Raw genomic sequence first — 15,647 nt, 5'->3', positions numbered from 1 at the left:
GGGACGACTTGAGGTAGCAAGGCATAGTACTTTTGTAAGAAAATATTTGAAAATTTCTCACACTAAGAGAAAATACATTTTTATAAACAAAAACTATTTCTCTCTATTTTGAGAGTCATGTACCAATTAATTATATATGAATTTTATATACTTCCTCAACACAATCTCCTCAAAGATACACCAGTCTTTAGGGCGACTACATTCACGAATTACACTTCATCTTTCCATATTTTTTCATTCCCTATCCCGAATGAAAAGCTTTCATTTTATAAGGTAAAATCTCAAAAACTAAATTTCGAAAGGGCTTTTGAGATAGGCCAAATTCAATCCAATTATATTTTTCAGTAATGACGGAGTCGGCAAAAGTGATTTTGCTGATAGCTCCTTGATTACCTTTTTTAAACCAATAATCCATTAACCAATTTCAATTTTATGTTTCAACAGAACTACGGAGAAGAATCAAAAAATTCTCGTTCGGAAGCTAGGTTTTCTTTCAGTAAGAAACTCTGGCTATTGATGATGTTTAGCTGGGTGAGCGTAGCAGCATTTGCCCAAAACAAGGTGACGGGTACTGTAAAAGATGCCAAAGATGGTTCGCCGCTTCCTGGGGTGACTATCCAAGTAAAAGGACAGACAAAAGGTACTCAAACTACAGGTGATGGTAAATACCAAATCAATGTCGCTGATAACACGGTATTGGTATTTAGTTTTATCGGAAAAACAACCAAAGAAGTAACAGTAGGTAGCCAGACAGTAATTGATGTAAGCCTCGAAGATGATATCAAAACATTGGGAGAGGTTGTGGTAATTGGTTATGGTTCGCAAAAGAAAAAGGACTTAACAGGTTCTGTGGCGGCGATTAACTCAGAAGATTTTAACAAAGGTAACATTGCTTCGCCAGACCAATTGGTTGTAGGTAAAGTAGCAGGGGTTCAAATCACCTCAAACGGTGGTGCGCCAGGTGCTGGTAGTACTATTCGTATTCGTGGAGGGGCATCCTTGAATGCCAACAACGACCCACTTATCGTAATCGATGGTGTACCTTTGGACAACTCAGGTATTTCTGGTGCGCCAAGTGCCTTGAGTTTGATTAACCCGAACGACATCGAGTCGATGAACATTTTGAAAGATGCTTCGGCAACGGCGATTTATGGTTCACGTGCTTCAAACGGGGTTATTTTGATTACCACTAAAAAGGGAAGCAAAAACGGTGGTTTGAAAGTAAATTTCAGTTCGCAGGCTTCATTGGCACAAAGCACAGGTTTTACAAAAGTGCTTTCAGCTGACCAATTCCGCACGATGATTAATGAAAAAGGTACTGCTGCTCAAATCGCTGTTTTGGGTCAAGCAAATACCAACTGGCAAGAACAAATTTACCGTAATGCGTTGAGTTCGGATAATAACTTAAGTGTTTCGGGTTCTTTGAAAAGTGTTCCTTTCCGTGTATCAGTAGGTTATACTAATCAAGATGGTATCTTGAAAACTTCAAATATGGGCCGTACTTCTGCCTCTATCGGCATTTCTCCTACCCTTTTGAATAATCACTTGAAAATTGATGTAAACTTAAAAGGCTCGAACGTTGACAATACTTTTGCTAACACAGGCGCTATTGGTGCGGCTATTGCCTTTGACCCAACTCAATCTGTTTATTCAGGCAATAACAACTACGGTGGTTATTGGGAATGGTTAAACTCAGATGGAAAACCTAATACGATTGCACCTCGTAACCCTGTTGGGTTGTTGAACCAAACTAGCGATAAAAGTACGGTTCAACGTAGTATTGGTAATATTCAATTGGATTACAAATTCCATTTCTTACCAGAATTGCGTGCTAATGTAAACGCAGGTTATGATGTAAGTAAAAGTGATGGAACAAGATTTGTTCCTGCAACGGCAGCAGCTAACTATAGCACCGCTGGTGAGAAAACGGTATATACTCAAAATAAGACGAACAAATTGTTTGACTTCTACTTGAACTATGTGAAAGAATTGAAAGAAATCAAAAGTAGAATTGACGTAATGGCTGGTTACGAATACCAAGATTTCTTGACTGAAAGCACTAATATTAGAACAAACGCAGAAGGTTCAACTACTTATACCAACAGTCCATATAAGACACAAAACACTTTGGTATCATTCTTCGGTCGTATGAACTATACTTTTGACGATGCCTATTTATTGACTTTCACAGTTCGTAGAGATGGTTCGTCAAGATTTAATCCAGACAACCGTTGGGGTACGTTCCCATCAGCAGCATTTGCTTGGAAATTGAATGAAATGTCTTTCTTGAAAAACTCGAATACCATTTCTGAATTGAAATTACGTGTGGGTTATGGTATTACTGGTCAGCAGGATATTGGTCAGAACTATGCTTATTTGCCAAGATATACTGCTTCTTTAGACAACGCTCAGTACCAATTAGGCAACACTTTCTATACAACACTACGTGCAGAAGGTTATGATGCTAATATCAAATGGGAACAAACAGCTACGTCTAACGCAGGTATTGACTTTGCTTTCAAAAAAGCAAGACTTTCAGGTAGCATTGATTACTACTACAAAAACACGACTAATTTGTTGAACGTGATCCCAGTTGCTGTTGGTACAAACTTGACCAACCAATTGTTGACAAACGTTGGTTCAATGGAAAACCAAGGGGTTGAATTAGCCTTAAACTACAATCCAATTCATACGGATAAATTTGACTGGAATGTGGCTTTCAACGCAACATACAACGTTAACAAGATTACAAAATTGACCAACAACAACGACCCTTCTTACCAAGGTGTATTAGTTGGCGGTATTGCAGGTGGTGTGGGTAGTACTATTCAAATCCACTCGGTAGGTTATCCTGCTTATTCATATTATGTATTACAACAATCTTATGACGCAAGCGGTAAGCCTATTGAAGGAGTTTATGTTGACAGAAACGGAGATGGTATCATCAACGTCGATGACCAATATCGTTACAAATCTCCAGCACCAAAAGTATTCTTAGGCTTCAACTCACAAATGACTTATGACAACTGGAGCTTCGGTTTTGTATTGAGAGGGAATATCGGCAATTACGTGTATAACAACGTAAAATCTTCGAACGGAGCCTATATCAACTTCCAAGGTTCTAACGGATATATCGCCAACCTTTCACCAAGTGTGTTTGATTCTCAATTTGCGAAAAATCAATTTTTCTCAGATTACTACATGGAAAATGCTTCATTCGTGAGAATGGAAAATATCACTTTGGGTTATACATTCAAGAAATTCTTGGGTAACAAAGTAAATATGCGCTTGAATGCCACAGCACAAAACGTATTTACTATTACTAAATACACAGGCTTGAACCCAGAAGTTTCGGGTGGTATCGACAACAACGTGTACCCAGTACCACGTACTTACTCTTTAGGTTTGAACATTGGTTTTTAATCGATTCATTCCAAGAGCGATAACAACAACTTAAATTTCCTATTCAAGTATTATTAAGAATACAAAGAAATGAAAACAAGATTTTTCAAAAATATAGCATTATTCGGAGGATTAGCAGCCAGTTTATTGGTTAGCTCATGTACGGGTGATCTCGACAGAACTCCATTTATTGAAGTAACCTCAGCAACAGTTTATAACGACCCTGCTGCGTATAAACAAGCTGCTGCCAAACTTTATGCTGGTTTAGCACTAACAGGGCAAGAAGGTCCTGCTGGAAAGCCAGATTTAGGTGGTATCGATGAGGGCTTCTCTAGTTACTTGCGTCAGTACTGGCAATTACAGGAGCTTCCAACAGACGAAGCTGTTATTGCTTGGGGTGATGCTGGTTTGCCAGAAATGAACACCATGCAATGGTCTTCAAACAACCCATTCGTAAGAGGTTTATACAACCGTATTTTCTACCAAATTGCAGCGTGTAATGAATATATTCGTGAAGCAAGCGATGCCAAATTGAGTAGTCGTGGTATTACAGGAACTAACTTGACAGACGTAAAAAACCTTCGTACTGAAGCTCGTTTCTTGCGTGCATTAAGCTATTGGCATGCGTTGGATATGTTTGGAGGAAATGTTCCATTTGTCACTGAAGCCGATGCTATTGGCTCGACATTGCCAAAGCAAACAAATGCTTCTGCTTTGTTTACTTACATCGAAACAGAATTAAAGGCTATCGAACCAGAAATGATGGATGCTCGTAAAAATGAGTACGCTCGTGCCGATAAAGCAGCAGTTTGGATGTTGTTAGCAAAACTTTACTTAAATGCTGAGGCTGCTGGCGTTGGAGCAAAATATGCAGATGCTGCGACTTATGCGAAAAAAGTAATCGATGCTGGTTATACCTTAGAATCGAAATACACCAATCTTTTCAGAACAGACAATAACAATTCTAAAGAGGTGATTTTCCCAGTTGCATTCGACGGAGTTCACACAAAAACTTGGGGTGGTATGACATTTTTAGTGCATGCTCCTGTTGGTGGTTCTATGTCGGCATCATCGTTTGGTATTGATGGCGGTTGGGGTGGTTTGCGCACTACAAAAGCTTTTGTAAGTCTTTTTGCTGATCCTTCTGGCAAAACAGATACTCGTGCCATGTTCTATACAGACGGACAAAAATTGGAGATTGAAGATTTGACTCAATTCTCGAATGGTTATGCGATTTCTAAATGGAAAAATATCTCTTCAACAGGAGCTCAAGGTTCTGATATTGTTCACCCAGACACAGACTTCCCGATGTTCCGTTTGGCTGATGCGTATCTGATTTATGCAGAGGCTGCTGCTCGTGGTGCTGGCGATCGTACGTTGGCTTTGCAATATGTAAATGCACTTCGTACACGTGCCTTCGGAAATACGAATGGAAACATTACGGCTGCCCAATTAACAGCTGACTTTATTTTGGACGAGCGTGCTCGTGAATTGTTCTGGGAGGGTTCTCGTCGTACTGACTTGATTCGTTTTAACAAATACACTTCTGCTACGTATGTTTGGCCTTGGAAAGGTGGCGTAAAAGACGGTAAATCAGTAAGTGATTACTTGAAATTTTACCCAATTCCTTCAACGGACTTAACGGCTAATCCGAACTTGAAACAGAATACAGGATACTAAGGAGTGATGAGTTTTGAGTGTGGAGTTTTGAGTTTTTGGTATTTTCACCGCTCCACACTCAAAAATATCAAAGCTTCAAAATTAAGTAAGAGGAAAGATTAAATGAGTGTCCGGCAACTGATATACTATTAACCAATAACTTCCTTTTACTTGAGCATTAGTGCAAAATAAGATTTGATCAATTCTGAGTGTAAAATATTGACAATATAAAAAATACATTCACAACTCGTAATTCAGCACTAATACTTACCTGATCAAAGTCAACTTTAACATAATTGGACTCAGTAATGAAAAAGATATTTAGTACTTCTTTAATCGTTTTGGCTTCTCTATTTGTTTTCACTTCTTGTGAAAAAGAAGAAGAAAAAGCCATCTTGAATACGAATGCAGTGCCTTCGATTCAACTTTCAGCAAACACTGTGGTATTGACCAAAGATAATGCTGATAAAGATGCCGTAACGCTTTCGTGGCCAAAACCAGACTATGGTTTTTCGGCAGCGGCGTCTTACACTATTTTGATTGATAAAAAAGGCGGTACTTTCGTAGCTCCTGTTTCAATCACCACAAATACAGCACTTACTAAAACCTTCAAAACATCAGAATTAAATGCTATTTTGATTAAGTTGGGCTTAGTTGCTGGCACGGCTGGAGACATCGATATTCGTGTAGTTTCTAATGTAGGTGACAATACCTCAAAAACTTCTTTTACTTCTCCAACGATTTCGTTGAAAGCTACGCCTTACTTGGATAAACTAGATTTAACTACTATTTGGGGAGTTGTAGGTAGCGCCGCAGTAAACGGCTGGAATGGTCCAGATATGCCTTTCTACAAAACTGATAAAACAGATGAAATTGTTGCTTATGTAACTTTGAATGATGGTGAAATCAAATTCCGTAGCAACAATAAATGGGATGTAAACTACGGGGATGATGGCGCTAATGGAACATTAGAAGCTGGTGGTGCAAACATTAAAGTTACAGCTGGTACTTATAAAATTACCTTCAATACAGCCTCATTAACATATACAATCGAGAAATTCTCTTGGGGATTAGTAGGAAGCGCAACACCAAGCGGATGGAATGCACCAGATGTACCATTAACTTACGATCCAACTACCGACACATGGAAAGCAACAGCTTTCTTGAAAGCAGGTGAAATCAAAGTTCGTAAAAACGAAGATTGGGGTGTAAACTACGGTGGTGCAGGTGGTACTTTGGTACTTGGTGGTGATAATATCGCTGTTACTGAAGGAAATTACAATATTACCATCGACTTCAAGAAAATGAAATTTACCGTTGAAGCTACTAAGCCTTGGGGTGTAGTTGGCGATGCAACTCCAAATGGTTGGAATGGTCCAGATGTAAAATTCCGTCCTGATTTTGTTACAGAAAACGTTTTCGTAATTGATAATATAAAATTAGGTACTGGCGAAATCAAGTTCCGTTACAACGACGCATGGGCACTTAACTATGGCGACGATGGCGCTGATGGAACGCTTGAAGCTGGTAGTGCCAATATCAAAGTAACTGCTGGTAACTACCAAATCATACTTGATTTGTCGAATGCGAGCAAGCCTAAATACACATTGACTAAAAAGTAATTTTACCCTTAGTCAATACAACAAAAGAGCAAAGTGGTTTACTAAAAGAATCACTTTGCCCTTTTGTACTAGCATCTTCTCCCCCATATCTTTCATGAAAAAGCTATTTCTATTGGGCATTATTTTGCTCAGTACTTTCAATCTTTTTGCCCAAACAAAAACCCCAGAAGTATGCTATGAGATTTTTGTACGCTCATTTGCAGACTCAAATGGCGATGGAATCGGCGACATCAACGGTATTACCTCGAAGTTAGATTATCTCAAATCGCTTGGAGTAGATGCGCTGTGGTTAACACCAGTGAGCAAATCGCCTTCCTACCATAAATATGACGTGGTGGATTACAAATCAATTGACCCTGAGTTTGGAACACTAGCCGACTATAAAAAATTAATTACAGAAGCACATAAACGTAAAATCAAGATTATTAAAGACTTTGTCATTAATCATACAAGTGATAAACATCCTTGGTTTTTAGAGGCAAAAAAAGGGAAATCAAACCCGTACCGTGACTATTATGTTTGGATGACACCCAAAATGATTGACTCGTTGGGTATTGCTACTCGCGAACAAGCAGGTGGTTCTTGGGAAGTTACGCCTTGGCATTTTGCCCATCAAGGCGATACCGAAAAGTACTATGCTTTGTTTTGGGGTGGTATGCCCGATTTGAATTACGACAATCCTAAAGTGCGTAAAGAAATATATGAGGCAGCTAAATTTTGGTTAAAAGAAGTTGGTGTAGATGGTTTCCGTTTGGATGCTGCTAAGCATATTTATCCAGATTGGGAGGCAGAAAAATGCCATGCTTTCTGGCAAGAATTCCGCAAGGAAATGACTGCAACAAAACCTGACGTATATATTGTAGGTGAAGTTTGGACTTCGGCAGACAAAGTAGCGCCATACTTCAAAGGCTTACCAGCAAACTTTCATATCGATGAAGGATTTGCGATTCAAAAAGTAGTTAAAGAAGGAAAGGACGATAATTTGATTCAAAAAATTCTATCTGATTACAAAGCATTTGGCTCACAAAATCCTGATTTTGTAGACGCTACTATCATCGACAATCATGACCAAGATCGTATTGGGACAGTGATGAACGACGACATCAACAAAATGAAAGTAGCCGCACAGTTATTGTTAACCCTGCCAGGGCAACCTTATATCTATTATGGAGAAGAGTTAGGTATGTTAGGCAAAAAACCTGATGAAAACATTCGTGAACCTTTTCTTTGGGAAAAAGAATCCAGCGACAAGGCTCGTACAAAATGGATGAAACCTGTATTTACAACTGAAAAAACAGTTCGTCCACTTTCTGAGCAAATCAAAGACCCTAATTCTGTTTTTAGTACCTATAAAAATCTCATCGCTTTCCGCAAAAGTCAACCAGCGATGCGTCAAGTAATTCGTCCGAATTTACAAGAAAGTGCTATCAAACAAGAAGGTATTTTGGCTTTTGTAAGAAATCATACATCAGGCAATTTGTTGGTGATTCATAACCTAACAGGCAAAGCTCAGGATATTCAATTACCATCATCAGAACAAAAATACAAAGCTATTGTATTTACGACTTCAGGCAAAAAAGGAGCACTAAATTCCACAAAAGTTGCAGTTCCAGCGTTTGGAATGGTGGTTTTGAAATAGTCTTTTGCCCACAAAAACATAAAATATAATTGGTACAAAAGGAATAGTTCGCACCTTATAAAAAGCCATCCAATCGGATGGCTTTTTGCATTTTTCCAATAAAGCAGTAAATCACATTTCAAATATCATTTTGGTGTACTATTAACATAACTCCTCCCCTATTTCACATACATTGCCAAACCGAAAACGTTTACAAAAAAAAATCCTAAAAAATCTCAAAGTAAAGTTTGTTAGTTCTCCATAATTGTCCCAACTTCCCTTAAGAACCTCTCAAAACCGTCATTAAGACTATAAAAATTGAGATTTAGTTTCGAAAAACATTTTCAAGAAAATATAACTTTTTTAAGAACCATGAGTATCCTCCAAATGTTTGATTTAACAGGAAAAGTAGCCCTAGTTACAGGCTGTAAAAAAGGTATTGGTAAAGCTATGGCTTTGGCTTTGGCAGAAGCTGGCGCTGATATTATTGGCGTTTCGGCATCTTTAGAATTAAGCGGTAGCCAAGTAGAGCAAGAAGTAGTAGCCTTGGGACGTAAATTCAAAGCCTACCAAGCTGATTTTGGCAAACGTGATTCTTTGTACAGCTTTATTAGTCAAGTAAAAGCCGATTTTCCTGTAATTGATATTTTGGTGAACAATGCTGGTTCTATTTTGCGTAAACCTGCCGCAGAGCACCCAGACGAATATTGGGATGAAATCATCGAAATCAATCTTAATTCCCAATTTGTTATCACACGTGAAATCGGTAAATCAATGGTTGAGCGTGGTAGTGGAAAAGTCATTTTCACTGCATCACTATTGACTTTCCAAGGTGGTATCAACGTGCCAGGATATGCTGCAAGTAAAGGTGCTATTGGTAGTTTGACCAAAGCATTTGCCAACGAGTGGGCAAGCAAAGGCGTGAATGTAAATGCAATTGTTCCAGGCTATATTGCCACAGACAATACTGAGGCGCTTCGCAACGACCCAGAACGTTCGGCATCTATTTTGAGTCGTATTCCTGCCAACCGTTGGGGTACACCAGAAGACTTTAAAGGTGCAACTTTATTCTTAGCTTCTCAAGCTTCTTCTTACGTACACGGAAGCACGCTTATCGTAGATGGCGGCTGGATGGGAAGATAAATGAGTGATGAATTTTGAGTGCTGAGTTTTGAAAATATTAAGTGTTGGAAATCTTACTTAGTAGAGACGTAATGCTTTGCGTCTAAAGAGGTGTAATTTTGAAATATAGTATCAAAAAAGGCGTTCGAAATTAGTTTTTCGAACGCCTTTTTTGATAAATAGTTGGAAAATAACCTAAATGTTAAAATTCGGGATAACTCATGTTTGAGAGCGAAATGCTGTTATGATTATAAGTATTCCATACTCAAAACTCAACATTCAGGATTACAACTCCTCCTCACCTACCAAGCTCCATATCATGGCATAACAGAAAGCGACAAAAAGTCCATATTCCACCACAAACATCCAAGTAATTCGGTAGGTCATCGACCGCAAAACATACTCCACGAGCGAGAAAGGTTGGGCGATGATATCCCATGAATTCCAACGTTCAATTCTTCCCAAATAAATACCATAGCCACTCAAAGCAATCGAAATGATAAGGGCAATCCAGCTAATTTTTTGGGAAGTATGCTTTGCCCACAACTGTTTGATCCAATACATAGAAATCATTCCTGCAAATAAAGCAGACATCGCATATCCAAAGAAAGTTAACTGTTCATGCCAGTATAACCCAGAATCATATTGTGGAAATAAGTGTACAAAATCTGTAATGATATAAGGCGAATTGGGGAAAAAAGCTAGCCAAACAAGACTAGATATGACCAATTTGGTCATAGTAACTTTCCCTTCGTCGGACTGTCGTTGTAACCAAATCACACAAAAAAGCGGTACCCAAGCCAGAAATAAATTCCAATTGATTCCCCACATATATAAGTCCGAATATACCACTACTCTAGCAGCAAAAAGCAATACAGCAAAGCCAGACATTAACATCAAGGAGAGAATAACTCTCTCCTTGCGTTTTGAAATGAATAATTTTCCAGACATAAATTAAAAGTACTTTGAATTACAAAGTTTATAAATAAAAAAATAGAAAGTGTAAAAAACTAGATACTAGGCTTGCTCAGTCCTTGAAAAAAAGGAGTAAATCGGGCAAAAATCAAGTGTCTATTCATGAGAACTAATTGGTTTAATCGTAATTAATTGGTTGCCAATACGGCGATAGGGTTCAAACTATTAATTTATACATTCAAAGTAGGTGTTGCTTACCAAAATAAGTAGAATATGAAAAGGGTGTGTTAGTTTCCTGCAAAGGGAGTACCGAAAATACCTACTGCCAATTCTGCCCAAATCAAGAAAAAGATGATAAGTAGAACAGCTCCAGCAATAAACCTTGATTTGAAGGTTTTGAATTTTCTCAATAAAAGCTCAAGCGTAGCGCCAGTACCAGTTAGCAGAATACCTGCCACAATAAAGTCAAATACGGACCATTGAACTTCGTTCGTCAACTGCATCGCAATCAGAGGAATCAGTAAAATCGATAAAGCTCCTCCCAAAATTAGGGCTAATCTCCTATCTGGAGTCAGCTCAAAGAAATGATTTTTTTCCATAAGTAATTGATTTAAAAAATATTAATCTAAGATTTTGTAAGTAAAAGAAAGTTATTAGTTAATAGTATGTCAGTTATTGGAATAAGTTCATAATCAGAAGGATATATTCAATGTGTACCGTAGCTATATTATTAATTTATTCTTTCTTGTTACTTAAATAGTTCAAAATTAAGATATCTCCGTGTTGTATTGTGGAGGAACCCTCTGATTATGAGTAAAATCCAATAACTGATTCCCTATTAACGAATAACTTTTTTACATACTTCAGCATTCTTCACTCAAAACTCAGCACTTATTTCATTCCTTTCACCAATTCCTCCAAAGCCGTCAAATGACTCTGAAACGCCCCTCTGCCTTCTGGTGTTACCTGAAAAGCCGTATTTGGTTTTTTTCCGATAAAACTCTTACGCACAGCGATAAACTGCTCCTTTTCTAAAGCAGCAATATGCGAAGCCAAATTTCCGTCTGTCAACGCTAAGGTTTCTTTGAGTTCGCCAAAATCCACCCAATCATTTACCATCAAAATTGACATTATTCCCAGGCGAATCCGACTCTCAAAAGCTTTATTTAACTGTGTTATTACGTTTTTCATTCTAAGCTTCTATCCTAATTTTCGTATTTACGATAGAGTAAAATTCCATACAAAATATGTAAAACCCCAAATCCAAATGCCCAAAAGAATAATCCTACGTAATAATCGTTCATAAATCCTGAAACTATCCCCAACACAACTTCAGCAACTCCCAAATATCGAATATCGTTGTAAGTATATTTGGAAGCATTGATAAGTGCCAAACCATAAAACAATAAGGTTGAAGAATCTATCAAATGTGGCGCATGTTTGAGCAAAACCACGCAATACAAACCTCCTGCCACCAATGGCAACATCAGATTGATTAATAATCTTTTAGAAGCTGTACTCCAGAGTGTTTGGTTAGTCTTTTTGACCCTGCGATAAGTCAAAACAAAGGCAACAATCAACGTCAAAATTAAAGTAGAGACGCCAATTTTTACCAAATCCATCAGTAAGGCTTGATTCTCTAGCAATCTACTATAATTAGCAGTTGTATCTTGAGCAATACGGAAATAGGCTAATCCAGAGGCTATTAAGCCAAATGTTCCTGCAAAAACTCCACTCAAACCACTCAAGGAAAGAAAACGAGTGGAACGCTCCATAAGCGCTCGAATTTCGGTAATGTCGTCTAAATGTTGATTCATATTTTGAATTTCAAAAAGTACTTTGCATTACAAAGTTTATAATTAAAAAATATTTTCCAAAATTTTAATTCAATATTTTTTAATTATGGGGTGATTTTTGTTAATCGAGTCTAAAATTAATACTTTCGAGCTATCAAATCCTGTATTTGTTTGCCCAAACCCTTACCTATATCATGACGATAAAGCAAATTTTCATTCTTACAATTTTGCTCATTGCAAGCAATACCATTTTGGCACAAACGCCTAAAAGTAAAAAAGTGATTACCCAATTTTTTGTTAAAGCAATAGACGAACAAACAAAAGAAGAATTACCTGTAGAACTTGACATAAAGCTCTATAAAGCCAAAAAAACCTATCAGGCTAAGAATGAGCCATTTTTGAGTCCATTTATGTTTTTACTTTACGAATCTGACACTGTTGAAGTAAAAAGCAAAGTTGATGGTTATTATTCATACACAGAGCTTTTGGTAGCATCTTGCGATACTTGCCCCATTTATCAGCATACGGTGACTATGGAAAAAAGAAAACCACTTTTTGAAAATGTCAAGGTAAATGACGTTGTAAAATTAGACAAAATCTATTTCGACCAAAGTAGCTTCATTCTAAGAAGCGATTCTTATCCTCAGCTCGAAGAACTCTATAAAGCACTAGAGACTAACCCAAAGCTTCGTATCGAAATATCGGGACATACCGACAATGTTGGCAATGCCAAGCTCAATCAACTATTATCCGAAAATCGAGCTAGAGTAATACATAATTATTTGGTAGGCAAAGGGATTGATTCAAAAAGATTAAAATTTGCAGGTTATGGACAGACCAAACCTGTATCGCCCAATGATACAGAAGAAAATAAATCCAAAAACAGACGTGTGGAATGTTTGGTATTGGCGAATTAGTGTTTAAAATTTCAGACCTAATCATAAATAATTTCGCACAAATCCTGTTTTTTCTACCTCTATTACAATATCATAAAGGATAATTAAAAATTAAAATAATCCTATTATATTGCAAAACACTATCAACAGATATTTTTCCGTATTTATTGTTATTTATGAAAACTCTTAAAAATCTTATTTCTTTCTTTTGCTGTTATTTTGTGATAAGTCATGTATTTGTATTTTCTCAAAACAAAGATTTGTCAACTCTCGAAAACAAATTTGTAAAGCAATTCGCTACGCTCAGTAATGGTGCGGGTGATTCCGAAAAATTTGAAAAAGATTTCAGAACCTTCCTTTCTACTAACCCCAGCACTATCGAATACTCTTTTAATAAGTTGAAAAACAACTCATTTTATGTAACTACTTCTGGAGATGGTAATATCAGACATTACGGTTGGGATACAGGACAAGGGGGCTCGATGCACGTTTTCAATGAAATATATCAGTGGAGAGTCGGAGATAAAGTATATACAAAACAAGTGAAAGCCTCGGACGAAGGTGACAATGGTGAATTTTCTTCCAAAATATACACTATCAATATTCAAAACAAAGATTACTATTTAGTAATCACAAATACTATTTTCTCCAATCGAGACGCTCGCCAATCAGTTGTATCATTTGTGATTAATAATACAAAGCTTACCCAAGCCCCTATATTCAAAACAAAAACGAAGTTGCTAAGCAGAATTGATGTAGATTTTGATTTTTTCTCGGTCGTTGATAGACCCGAACGTCCTTTCGAACTAATTACTTTCAATACCAAACAAGATACGCTCTATATTCCTGTCGTAGATAAAGAGGGTAAAGTAACCTCTCGTAATATTTTATACGTGTTTAATGGCAAGGTCTTAGAATTTAAAGGTATCAAATAATTAGACTATTGACATCGACCTAGCCCCAAAAACTATATATTTTAACAAAGAAAATATTAGATTATTTTTATCTTGCAATAATTGTCTCTCAATATCAAACCTTTCCAACCAAACACATAACCACTATGGGTAATAACCTAAGTAGTAACGGCGGTTACCGTTATTTGGCAGCAAATCCTAATGCCGAAGAGTTTAAACCGTCAAAACGTTCGAAAAAAGCACTTCCTTCTAAAGTTGACCTTCGTCGATATTTGACTAAAGTTGAAAATCAAAAATCATTGAGTAGTTGTACTGCCAACGCTACTGCGGGTGCATACGAATATCTTGCTAAACGTCACCTGAAAAATCGTCAGTTTGAAGTAAGTCGTTTATTTGTTTACTACAATGCCAGACTTCGTGCAAGTAACGTAATCAAAGACGAAGGTAGTCATATACAATATGCTGTCGAAAGTTTACATAAACTTGGTGCTTGTACAGAAGAAGTATGGCCTTATGAATTAAAAAAGGTAAATAATAAGCCTCATTCAGCAAGTTACGACGAAGCAAGTTACTTTAAAGTTCAGCAATCCAAACATGTACCAACCAACCTTAAAGCATGGAAACAAGCCTTGGCAGAAGGGTATCCTATCATTTTTGGAATTACTCTTTTTGAAGGATTTGACAATTGTCAAAAGTACGGAGGAGTCGTACCAATGCCATCGCCAGACGAAGCTTCTCGTGCTGCTCACGGGCTTCACGCAATGCTTTGCGTAGGTTATTCAGAAGCTGATGAGATGTTTATTGTTCGTAACTCTTGGGGTGAAGAATGGGGAGATAAAGGCTATTGTTATATGCCTTATCAGTATGTTATCAATGAAAAATTCAACTTGGGAGATAGCTGGGTTATCAAACGTACCGATCCAATTCCAGATTTTGAAGATACTTGGGTAAACGATAAAAAGTCAATCATTGCAAAAAGTGGAGCGGCGAATGCAGCAAGTTTGCCTGTTTATTCGGCTGATGACTACGAAGACTTTGATGTTTGGAGCATTTTCGAAGACGAGCTAGTTGATGAATATGATGAGGCAGGTTGCGACGAGTATGAAGAGCTCGAATATATAGAAAGCGAACTCGACGAGGAAGGAGAAGAAGAGTCGGAAGAGGAATACGACGAGGATGAAGAGGAAGAAGAATACGACGAAGAAGAGGAAGAGGAAGAAGATGAGGAAGAGGAGGGAGATGAGGAAGAATCTGACGAAGAAGAGGAAGAGGAAGAGTCGGAAGAGGAGGAAGAATACGACGAAGAAGAGGATGAGGAGGAGTCGGAAGAGGAGGAAGAATACGACGAAGAAGAGGAGGAGGAGGAGTCGGAGGAGGAGGAAGAATACGACGAAGAAGAGGATGAGGAGGAGTCGGAAGAGGAGGAAGAATACGACGAAGAAGAGGAAGAGGAGGAGTCGGAAGATGAAGAAGAATACGACGAAGAAGAGGAGGAAGAGTCGGAGGAAGAAGAAGAATCTGACGAAGAAGAGGAATCTGGCGAAGAAGAAGAGGAGGAAGAATAGTTTTTTAAAAACTCCTATTTGTATTTGTAGTGATTCACATAGTAAATCTTTTTCCAAACAGGGTGCGACTGAAGTCGCATCCTATTTGGAAAATTGAACATTAATCCTGAATTAGGTATATCTTCAAAACATGAGTCA

Annotated in this window: 12 protein-coding genes; 8 read left to right on the top strand and 4 right to left on the bottom strand. The window is 37.7% G+C overall.

The genetic code is table 11. From position 1 onward, the window contains the following. Window positions 1-432 precede the first annotated feature (432 nt). From QM491_RS12350 to QM491_RS12330, 5 genes are all read left to right on the top strand, one after another. Window positions 433-3,423, top strand: coding sequence for a SusC/RagA family TonB-linked outer membrane protein (locus QM491_RS12350; RefSeq protein WP_283327798.1), 2,991 nt, complete (start codon window positions 433-435; stop codon window positions 3,421-3,423). 69 nt (window positions 3,424-3,492) lie between these two features. Beyond that, window positions 3,493-5,082, top strand: coding sequence for a RagB/SusD family nutrient uptake outer membrane protein (locus tag QM491_RS12345; RefSeq protein WP_283327797.1), 1,590 nt, complete (start codon window positions 3,493-3,495; stop codon window positions 5,080-5,082). Window positions 5,083-5,369: 287 nt separating this feature from the next. Then, complete coding sequence (locus QM491_RS12340; protein WP_283327796.1) at window positions 5,370-6,683, top strand: SusE domain-containing protein; 1,314 nt, start codon at window positions 5,370-5,372, stop codon at window positions 6,681-6,683. 94 nt (window positions 6,684-6,777) lie between these two features. Further along, complete coding sequence (locus QM491_RS12335) at window positions 6,778-8,322, top strand: alpha-amylase family glycosyl hydrolase (protein ID WP_283327795.1); 1,545 nt, start codon at window positions 6,778-6,780, stop codon at window positions 8,320-8,322. Between the two features lie 357 nt (window positions 8,323-8,679). Then, window positions 8,680-9,444 carry an SDR family oxidoreductase gene (locus QM491_RS12330; RefSeq protein ID WP_283327912.1) on the top strand — a complete coding sequence of 255 codons (765 nt, stop codon included), beginning with the start codon at window positions 8,680-8,682 and terminating at the stop codon, window positions 9,442-9,444. A 264-nt stretch (window positions 9,445-9,708) separates the two neighbouring features. Here the strand turns inward: QM491_RS12330 and QM491_RS12325 are convergent, their stop codons facing one another. The 4 genes from QM491_RS12325 to QM491_RS12310 form a co-directional block, all read right to left on the bottom strand. Then, window positions 9,709-10,374 carry a DUF1361 domain-containing protein gene (locus QM491_RS12325; RefSeq protein WP_283327794.1) on the bottom strand — a complete coding sequence of 222 codons (666 nt, stop codon included), beginning with the start codon at window positions 10,372-10,374 and terminating at the stop codon, window positions 9,709-9,711. A 251-nt stretch (window positions 10,375-10,625) separates the two neighbouring features. Next, on the bottom strand, window positions 10,626-10,937 hold the full coding sequence (locus QM491_RS12320) for a hypothetical protein (protein WP_283327793.1): 312 nt from the start codon (window positions 10,935-10,937) through the stop codon (window positions 10,626-10,628). A 292-nt stretch (window positions 10,938-11,229) separates the two neighbouring features. After that, window positions 11,230-11,529 (bottom strand): winged helix-turn-helix domain-containing protein, encoded by a 300-nt coding sequence (locus QM491_RS12315; RefSeq protein ID WP_283327792.1) that lies wholly within the window; start codon window positions 11,527-11,529, stop codon window positions 11,230-11,232. A 14-nt stretch (window positions 11,530-11,543) separates the two neighbouring features. Next, window positions 11,544-12,155 carry a hypothetical protein gene (locus QM491_RS12310; RefSeq protein WP_283327791.1) on the bottom strand — a complete coding sequence of 204 codons (612 nt, stop codon included), beginning with the start codon at window positions 12,153-12,155 and terminating at the stop codon, window positions 11,544-11,546. Window positions 12,156-12,328: 173 nt separating this feature from the next. Here QM491_RS12310 and QM491_RS12305 point away from each other — a divergent pair, with 173 nt between their 5' ends. The 3 genes from QM491_RS12305 (at window position 12,329) to QM491_RS12295 (ending at window position 15,509) form a co-directional block, all read left to right on the top strand. After that, window positions 12,329-13,051 (top strand): OmpA family protein, encoded by a 723-nt coding sequence (locus tag QM491_RS12305; protein WP_283327790.1) that lies wholly within the window; start codon window positions 12,329-12,331, stop codon window positions 13,049-13,051. Window positions 13,052-13,206: 155 nt separating this feature from the next. Further along, window positions 13,207-13,965: a hypothetical protein gene (locus QM491_RS12300; protein WP_283327789.1), complete on the top strand. Its 759-nt coding sequence runs from the start codon at window positions 13,207-13,209 to the stop codon at window positions 13,963-13,965. Between the two features lie 125 nt (window positions 13,966-14,090). Beyond that, window positions 14,091-15,509 (top strand): C1 family peptidase, encoded by a 1,419-nt coding sequence (locus QM491_RS12295; protein ID WP_283327788.1) that lies wholly within the window; start codon window positions 14,091-14,093, stop codon window positions 15,507-15,509. The last annotated feature ends 138 nt before the right edge of the window (window positions 15,510-15,647 follow it).

Origin of the sequence: Flectobacillus longus, assembly GCF_030056705.1 — a bacterium.
Taxonomy (GTDB): domain Bacteria; phylum Bacteroidota; class Bacteroidia; order Cytophagales; family Spirosomataceae; genus Flectobacillus; species Flectobacillus longus.
The sequence above is the reverse complement of the archived record's forward strand: the minus strand, read 5'-3'. Positions and strand labels throughout refer to the sequence as shown.